The organism is Desulfovibrio sp. ZJ369, assembly GCF_011039085.1.
Taxonomy (GTDB): Bacteria; Desulfobacterota; Desulfovibrionia; order Desulfovibrionales; family Desulfovibrionaceae; genus Desulfovibrio.
Genome location: NZ_JAAKEI010000004.1, coordinates 118,874 through 126,161 on the forward strand (window position 1 = coordinate 118,874; position 7,288 = coordinate 126,161).

General features: G+C 58.9%; 6 protein-coding genes and 2 tRNA genes. 5 read left to right on the forward strand and 3 right to left on the reverse strand.

Annotated elements, in window-relative coordinates; translation table 11 throughout:
• Nucleotides 1-352 precede the first annotated feature (352 nt).
• From G7Y51_RS02470 to G7Y51_RS02480, 3 genes are all read left to right on the forward strand, one after another.
• Entirely contained in the window at nt 353-1,300 is a 948-nt protein-coding gene (locus G7Y51_RS02470) for a hydrogenase small subunit (RefSeq protein WP_165174829.1), read from the forward strand.
• A gap of 10 nt (nt 1,301-1,310) precedes the next feature.
• Nucleotides 1,311-2,990, forward strand: coding sequence for a nickel-dependent hydrogenase large subunit (locus G7Y51_RS02475; protein ID WP_165174830.1), 1,680 nt, complete (start codon nt 1,311-1,313; stop codon nt 2,988-2,990).
• A gap of 343 nt (nt 2,991-3,333) precedes the next feature.
• Nucleotides 3,334-3,831: a HyaD/HybD family hydrogenase maturation endopeptidase gene (locus G7Y51_RS02480; RefSeq protein WP_165174831.1), complete on the forward strand. Its 498-nt coding sequence runs from the start codon at nt 3,334-3,336 to the stop codon at nt 3,829-3,831.
• A 216-nt stretch (nt 3,832-4,047) separates the two neighbouring features.
• Here G7Y51_RS02480 and G7Y51_RS02485 read toward each other — a convergent pair whose 3' ends face one another.
• From G7Y51_RS02485 to G7Y51_RS02495, 3 genes are all read right to left on the reverse strand, one after another.
• The gene (locus G7Y51_RS02485) at nt 4,048-4,503 is read right to left on the reverse strand and encodes a DUF523 domain-containing protein (RefSeq protein WP_165174832.1); all 456 of its coding nucleotides are present in this window, start codon (nt 4,501-4,503) and stop codon (nt 4,048-4,050) included.
• Nucleotides 4,500-4,781, reverse strand: coding sequence for a hypothetical protein (locus tag G7Y51_RS02490; RefSeq protein ID WP_165174833.1), 282 nt, complete (start codon nt 4,779-4,781; stop codon nt 4,500-4,502). Before G7Y51_RS02490 ends, G7Y51_RS02485 begins: the two co-directional genes overlap by 4 nt.
• A 63-nt stretch (nt 4,782-4,844) precedes the next feature.
• Nucleotides 4,845-6,572 (reverse strand): putative sulfate exporter family transporter, encoded by a 1,728-nt coding sequence (locus tag G7Y51_RS02495; RefSeq protein ID WP_165174834.1) that lies wholly within the window; start codon nt 6,570-6,572, stop codon nt 4,845-4,847.
• Between the two features lie 448 nt (nt 6,573-7,020).
• On the opposite strand from G7Y51_RS02495, the gene G7Y51_RS02500 reads away from it, so the two are divergent.
• Together G7Y51_RS02500 and G7Y51_RS02505 are read left to right on the forward strand one after the other, a co-directional pair.
• Nucleotides 7,021-7,095: transfer RNA gene (locus G7Y51_RS02500), tRNA-Gln, on the forward strand.
• Nucleotides 7,096-7,102: 7 nt separating this feature from the next.
• Nucleotides 7,103-7,179, forward strand: a tRNA-Glu gene (locus G7Y51_RS02505).
• The last annotated feature ends 109 nt before the right edge of the window (nt 7,180-7,288 follow it).

Sequence of the window (7,288 nt, forward strand, 5' to 3'; positions counted from 1 at the left end):
GCAACGGCGCGGCGCTTGTGACGGCGCGCGCAATCGATAACAAAAAATATTGCTACCTATTGACCCTTCGCCTGCCAAGGTATACTCTATCTCACAAATGGCGGACCGCCCCATGCGGGACGGGACAGGGCAATGTCCTCGTTCGCCGCCGGTGCGATGGGCCGGAGACGGCTTGTGCATCCGAAAGCCTTTGCCTGTTTCTCAATGACAGCCGTTGTCGGCGCTGGACGCAGACGGTTCAGTTCGACGCTCCGCACACGCGGACAAAATGCCTGTCACTACTCAGCAACCGAAGGCCCTGTGGCAGGGCCTTCCGGTTCAGCCTTTTACTCACCTTTGCCAGGAGGCTATTATGCGTATTGCCGTGGGTCTGGGCAAAAAGGGCGGAGAGGAGCGTTTAGAACGCCAGGGCATCAGCCGCCGCGACTTTATGAAATTCTGTACGGCGGTGGCGGTGACCATGGGCATGGGTCCGGCTTTCGCTTCGGAAGTGGCAGCGGCATTGACCGGCCGCCGCCCCTCGGTGGTCTATCTGCACAGCGCCGAATGCACGGGCTGTTCCGAAGCGCTGCTGCGCACCTATAAGCCCTACATTGATAGCCTGATTCTGGATACCATTTCGCTGGATTACCATGAAACCATCATGGCCGCGGCCGGCGAAGCGGCCGAAGAAGCCCTGAACCAGGCCGTCAGCGGCCCGGACGGCTTCATCTGCATCGTGGAAGGCGCCATCCCCACGGGGCTTGACGGCAAATACGGCTATATTGCGGGCCATACCATGTATGACATCTGCAAAAACATCCTGCCCAAAGCCAAGGTCGTGGTGAGCATGGGCACCTGCTCCTCCTACGGAGGCGTGCAGGCGGCCAAACCCAATCCCACCGCCTCCAAGGGCGTCAACGACTGTTATGCCGACCTGGGCGTCAAAGCCATCAATATCGCCGGCTGCCCGCCCAATCCGCTCAACCTCGTCGGCACGCTGGTGGCCTTTCTCAAGGGCCAGAAAATTGAGCTGGACGAAAACAACCGCCCGACCATGTTTTACGGCCAGACCGTGCATGACCTCTGCGAGCGCCGCAAGCATTTCGACGCCAATGAGTTCGCGCCCTCCTTCAACTCCGAAGAGGCGCGCAAGGGCTGGTGTCTCTATGAGGTGGGATGCAAGGGCCCGCAGACCTACAACAACTGTCCCAAGGTTCTTTTCAACCAGACCAACTGGCCGGTGGCCGCCGGGCATCCCTGCATCGGTTGCAGCGAACCCGGATTCTGGGACGACATGACGCCGTTCTACGAGAACTAAGGGAGGAATCATGAGCCAAGTCATCAAATCGCCCCAGAGCGATTATACCGGCCCGGTGGTGGTGGATCCGCTGACCCGCATTGAGGGTCATCTGCGCGTGGAAGTGGAAGTGGAAAACGGCAAAATCAAGGATGCCCGGTGTTGCGGCACGCTGTTCCGGGGCCTGGAGCTTATTCTCAAGGGCCGTGATCCGCGTGACGCGCAACATTTTACCCAACGCACCTGCGGCGTCTGTACCTATACGCATGCCCTGGCTTCCACCCGCGCCCTGGAAGACGCCATCAACAAACCCATTCCGGCCAATGCCACCTATATCCGCAACCTGGTGCTGGGCATGCAGTTTCTGCACGACCATCTGGTGCATTTCTATGCTCTCCACGCCCTGGATTTTGTGGATGTGACCAACGCCCTGCAAGCCGACCCGGTCAAGGCCGCCCGGATCGCCACGTCCATTTCCAAGCGCAAAGTCACGGCTGACGATTACAGAGCCGTGCAGGCCAAGCTCAAAGCCTTTGTGGACAGCGGCCAGCTCGGCCCCTTCGCCAACGCGTATTTTCTCGGCAACCATCCGGCCTACATCCTTTCCCCGGAAGTCAACCTGATCGCCACAGCCGACTATCTGCAAGCCTTGCGCGTCCAGGTGGAAGCGGCCCGGGCCATGGCCGTCTTCGGAGCCAAGAATCCGCATACCCAGTTCACTGTCGGCGGCGGCGTAACCTGCTACGATGCGCTGACTCCCGAAAGAATCAAGGAATTCCGGCAGCTGTACCAGAAGACACGGACCTTCATCGAAGACTATTATATTCCGGATCTGCTGGTTGTGGCTGAAAGCTACAAGGATTGGGCCAATTACGGCGGCACGCGCAATTTCATGGCTTTCGGCGAATTCCCCGCGCCGGGCGGCGAGCGCGATCTGAACAGCCGGTGGCTCAAGCCCGGCGTTATTCTGGACCGCAAAATCGACCAGCTCAAGGCTTTCGATCCTTCCAGGATCGAAGAGCATGTGCGCCACAGTTGGTACAAAGGCGACAAGGCCCTGCCGCCCTACCAGGGCGAAACCATTCCCGCTTTCACCAGCATGGGCGACACGGATCGGTATTCCTGGCTCAAAGCGCCGCGCTATGACGATTATTCCGTGGAAACCGGGCCCCTGGCCCAGGTGCTGGTCGCCTATACCCAGAACCACAAGACCGTAAAGCCGCTGGTGGATCATGTGCTCAAGACCCTGAACGTGGGGCCGGAAGCGCTCTTCTCCACGCTTGGGCGCACGGCCGCGCGCGGTGTGGAAACGCTGGCCATTGCCCAGCAGATCGAGCACTGGCTGGACGAGTACGAAAACAATATCGCCAAAGACAAGCTGATTGTGGAGAATTACGAAACGCCCAAATCCGCCAAAGGCGTGGGCTTCGTGAATGCGCCGCGCGGCGGCCTTTCGCACTGGCTGCGCATTGAGGACGGCAAAATCGGCAACTTCCAGTTGGTAGTGCCCACCACCTGGAACCTTGGACCGCGCGACGCCAAGAACGTGCCCGGCGCGGCCGAAGAAGCCCTCGTGGGCACGCCGGTTGCCGATCCCAAGCGTCCGGTGGAAATATTGCGCACCATCCACGCCTTTGACCCCTGCATTGCCTGCGCCGTGCATGTCATTGACGGGGAAACCAACGAAGTGCACAAGTTCAAGGTGTTGTAGAGCGTCTCGCGCACGCGCGGGATGAGCGCGCAGCAGGTTGAAACGCGTCTCTTCCGCGCAGCGCTCCTTTCCGGTCAATCCGCGGCTTGAGAGAACAGGCAATTACCGGGAAAATGCCTTGCCTGCTGCATCAGACTGTCAAGGGCGGGGGTCCTCCCCGCCCTTTTTGTGCCCGGATGCATCCAAGAGCAGATTACCTTTGACTTTTTATGAAAGTCAAAGGTGGCATTCAGGCGAAAAACGCGGTTTTCGCCTGAATGTACGCCGCGTTGCGGCGGCTGCCGCTTTCGCGTCAGCAGAGCATTTTCAAAGTGAAAATGCTCAAACTCCTGGGGGATTTGCCGTGAACCACGAAAAGGTGCTGATTCTCGGTGTGGGCAATATTCTGCTGACCGACGAAGGCTTTGGCGTGCGGGCCGTGGAATATCTGGAAGAGCATTTCACATGGCCCGCGCAGGTGCGCCTGATGGACGGCGGCACCCAGGGCCTGATGCTCATGTCCGAGATCCTGGATTGTGGTCTGCTGGTGGTGCTGGACGTGGTGCTTGGGCCGGAAAAGCCGGGCACTGTATATCTGCTGGAAGGCGAAGATTTACGCAAAAGCCTGAGCTTCCGCGATTCCATGCATCAGACGGATTTGCTCGATACCCTGATCACCTGCGAACTGGCCGGGCACAGGCCCAATGCGCTGGTTATCGGCATGCAGCCTTTTGAATACCACACCATGCATGTGGGCTTAAGCCCCGAAGCCCAGGCCTTGTTGCCGCAATTCTGCCGCAAGGCCGTGGAAGAGCTGGCCCGACGCGGCATTGCCGCGCAGCCCAAAGCGCAAGGCTGCTAGATCATATTGTTTTTAGAGCATATTGCTCTAAAAACGCTCGCACCGGCGCTTTACGGCGAAAGGATATTTCGCCTGCGCCTGTCTCTGCTGTCGTCATCCGCAAGGCGGCACAGCCGCCAACGGCTGACGCGCGGGCGGGCATGGCTTCGCCCTGCCAGAGCGTTGAGCTGATTTCAGGAGCAAAAGGCTTGAAAGAGCGTGCCTGCCAAGGCGCATTCAGGGCGCGTCAATGCGGTCCGGCCTGGGCGGCAGCTCTTCTTCGCTGTAGAGCGCAAGGCCCGCTTGCCGCAACAACTGCGCCCAAAGGCCTTGGCCGGCGCACAGCCTGCGCTTGAACGATCCGTCATAGATTTGGCCGAAGCCGCAGGAGGGAGAACGGCTTTTCAAAACGGCCGCCGTGCAGCCGTGTGCTTGCGCAATTTCCAGAGCGCGTTGCGCGCCGCGCAGAAAAGCTGTGGTCATATCCCGCCCGTCCCGGCTGAGCACGCGGCCGTTTTTCAGCTCGCACGCCGGCCTCGGCACAGGCAGCCCGGCCAGAGATTCAGGGCATGCGGGCACGGCCAGACCTTCCCGGACCAGTTGCAGCACTTCCGGGCAGGGATTGCTGCCGCCGTCGTAACGGCAGGCTGTTCCGGCCAGACAGGCGCTGACCACATAATATGGCTTTCTCACCGGCTCTGATCCTGCGTACCAGAGGCTCCGGCAGCCATGCGGCGATCTTCCATCCCCTGCCGCACGGCGGCGCGTACGGCCGCCTCGGCCTCTTGGGTGATGGGCACATTTGTATAATACAGCGCGCCGCTGTCCAGATCATATTGTTCCTGCACCGCGTCGTAGCGTTGCCAGGCCGGGACAAGAGCTACCAGCCTTGGCGTGAGCACAGCGAAAAAAAACCAGAGCGCCACGGCCCAGGCAAACAGTTTCAGCCGGTTTTGCAATGTTCGCGACATGATTTGCCTTACCGCGGAGGCGGCTGCGGAGAATCCGCAACCGCCTCCCTGAGTGGGCCAAGGTTAGATTTTGGCGGTGATTTCCGGGAAGACCTTGTAGAACATAATCCAGGCCATGAGCAGCGTCAGAGCCAGATTCAAGGATTGCCCGCAGACATACAAAATAATCGGCTTGCCGCCCTTGAAATATTTGCCCAGCTCACGGAAATCGGTGGTCAGACCGATGGACACAAAGGCCAGAGCAAAGAACCAGCCGCGCAACGGCACAGACACCTTGTTCACGCCGTTATCCACCAGCATCTTGCCGAAGTCCGCGCCCAGCGTTGTGCTGATAAGCGAATAAATGATCGAGACTGCCAGGAAGCCCAGGACGAACTTGGGGAAGCGGTTCCAAATTTCCATGACGCCCACGCGTTCGCCGCTCTGCACATCCACCTTGGTGCACCAGTACATGGCCACGCAAAAAGCCGTCACGCCAATGAGCACATTCTGGATCATCTTGACCGTGGCCGCCACCTGCATGGCTTTCTCTCCCACAAATGCCCCGGCCGCGGCCACAGCGCCGGTGGCGTCCACCGTGCCGCCAATCCATGCGCCGCCCAGCACTTCAGGCATGCCCACCCACTTGATAAACGCGGGCAAGGCGATCATCATGATGGCCGTGAAGGTCAGGGATAAACCGATGGAGAGCGTCAGTTCCTCCTTTTTGGCGCGGGCCGCGGCCGCCGTGGCAATGGCCGCCGAGGTGCCGCAGACGGACATGTCCGCGGAAATGACGATGTTCAGGGTCTTGGAGGGCATCTTCAGCACTTTCTGGCCGAAGATATATGTGCTGATCAGCACAATGGGCGTCACAACCCAGGCCACAAAAATGCCGGGGATGCCGATGGCCAGAATCTTGTGGAAAAGCACTTCCGCGCCCAGCAGCACAAGGCCGGTCTTGATGAAGTATTCCACCAGCGCGCCGTCCTTGATCCATTTGGGCGTGCCTATTGTATTGGCGATCAGCATGCCCAGGGCAATGGACCAGATTTCGGCGTTGAGGCCGTAAAGCCGCATCCCTTTGTGATTACCGAGAATGTTGGCCAGAAGGCACAGAGCGAAGATCACCAGAAAAGCCGCCATGTATTTGCCCACATTGCCGCCCATGAACTTGATGCCCACGGCGGTCAGCGCGGTGAGCACAAGCCCCAGCACTATGAGCGTGGGGATGCGGTTGAACGGCTTAACCAGGCCTTTGGCAACTTTGGCGACTTTTTTTTGCGCGGCCTGCCATTCGCCGATGGCTTTTGTTGCCGCATCGTTAAGGCTCGCGTCGCCGAAGGATGCCGCGGCGGCAGCGGATTGCGCCTCCTTGGCCCGGGCCAGAGCCTCGCTTGCCGCCTGCCGGGCCGCATCAACCTTGGGCTTCAGGGCCTTGTTGGCCTCATCAGCGGCAGCCTGCGTCATGAACAGGGCATCCAGCGGATTGGACTGCCAGCGCGCAGGCGTTTTCAAGTAACCGATAAAGTCCTTGGCAGGGGAAAGATTCTGCCCCTGCAAGGCTTTTTGCGCCGCCGCAGCCTGATAGTATTCAACGGTTTTAAAAGGCTTGGCCGACTCGGCGCGCAGTACTGCGGCGTAGCTCTCATATTTGCTTTCCAGTTCGCCCTTGTTGCTGAACACAAGGGCGGTCCCCACCAAGAGCAATATAAGCCCGATCCAGATTGCCCAATAATCCTCTTTCAGCCACAGATCAGACCATTGCGCCTTGGAGCGGTCCACAACAATGTCAGGACTGTCAGAAGCCATACATCCCCCTCTAAAATTAATTAGGGTTTTCAGTTTTAGTGTGGGATGGATACTATACAACTTTCACTATTCACGCAAGGCCTGTCAGGGCAGGCACATCTAAATATTAAGTGCAATAATTTTGATATGTTATCATAAACACTGGAAGAGCAGCTTCGGCGGCGGAGCCGCACTTCGCTCCCACGAAGCCTGTGGCTTCGGGCGATGCTGTCACATCGCCGCCAGGGCTGCCGCAGAAGATGCGTCAGCCCTGCAAGGCCTATTTTCCCTGCTTGCGCGGGCGCTATGAACAGAACTGCGCTGCTTGAACCGGTCCGCTTTGGCCTGTAACTGTTGCCCAAGACGCCTCTGGCGGGCTCTTTCAGCCAATTTTTGAAAACCTTTGGCCTGCGCCGCCAAAAAAACTTGACAAGCTGCCGCTCTTCATTTATTTGTTCCCCTCACATGTTGGGCTGTCGTTCAATTGGCAGGACGGCGGATTCTGGCTCCGCTAATCAAGGTTCGAGTCCTTGCAGCCCAGCCACACATGCGTCCCCATCGTCTAGCCGGCCCAGGACAACGGCCTTTCACGCCGTCGACAGGGGTTCAAATCCCCTTGGGGACGCCAAGCAAATTACAAGCGTAGCAATGTGCCTTCAGGGCATATTTCTACGCTTTTTGCTTTTTTCCGGCCCGCCCACCTCATAAGCCCTTTCCGGTTCTGGTTCCTCCAGGCC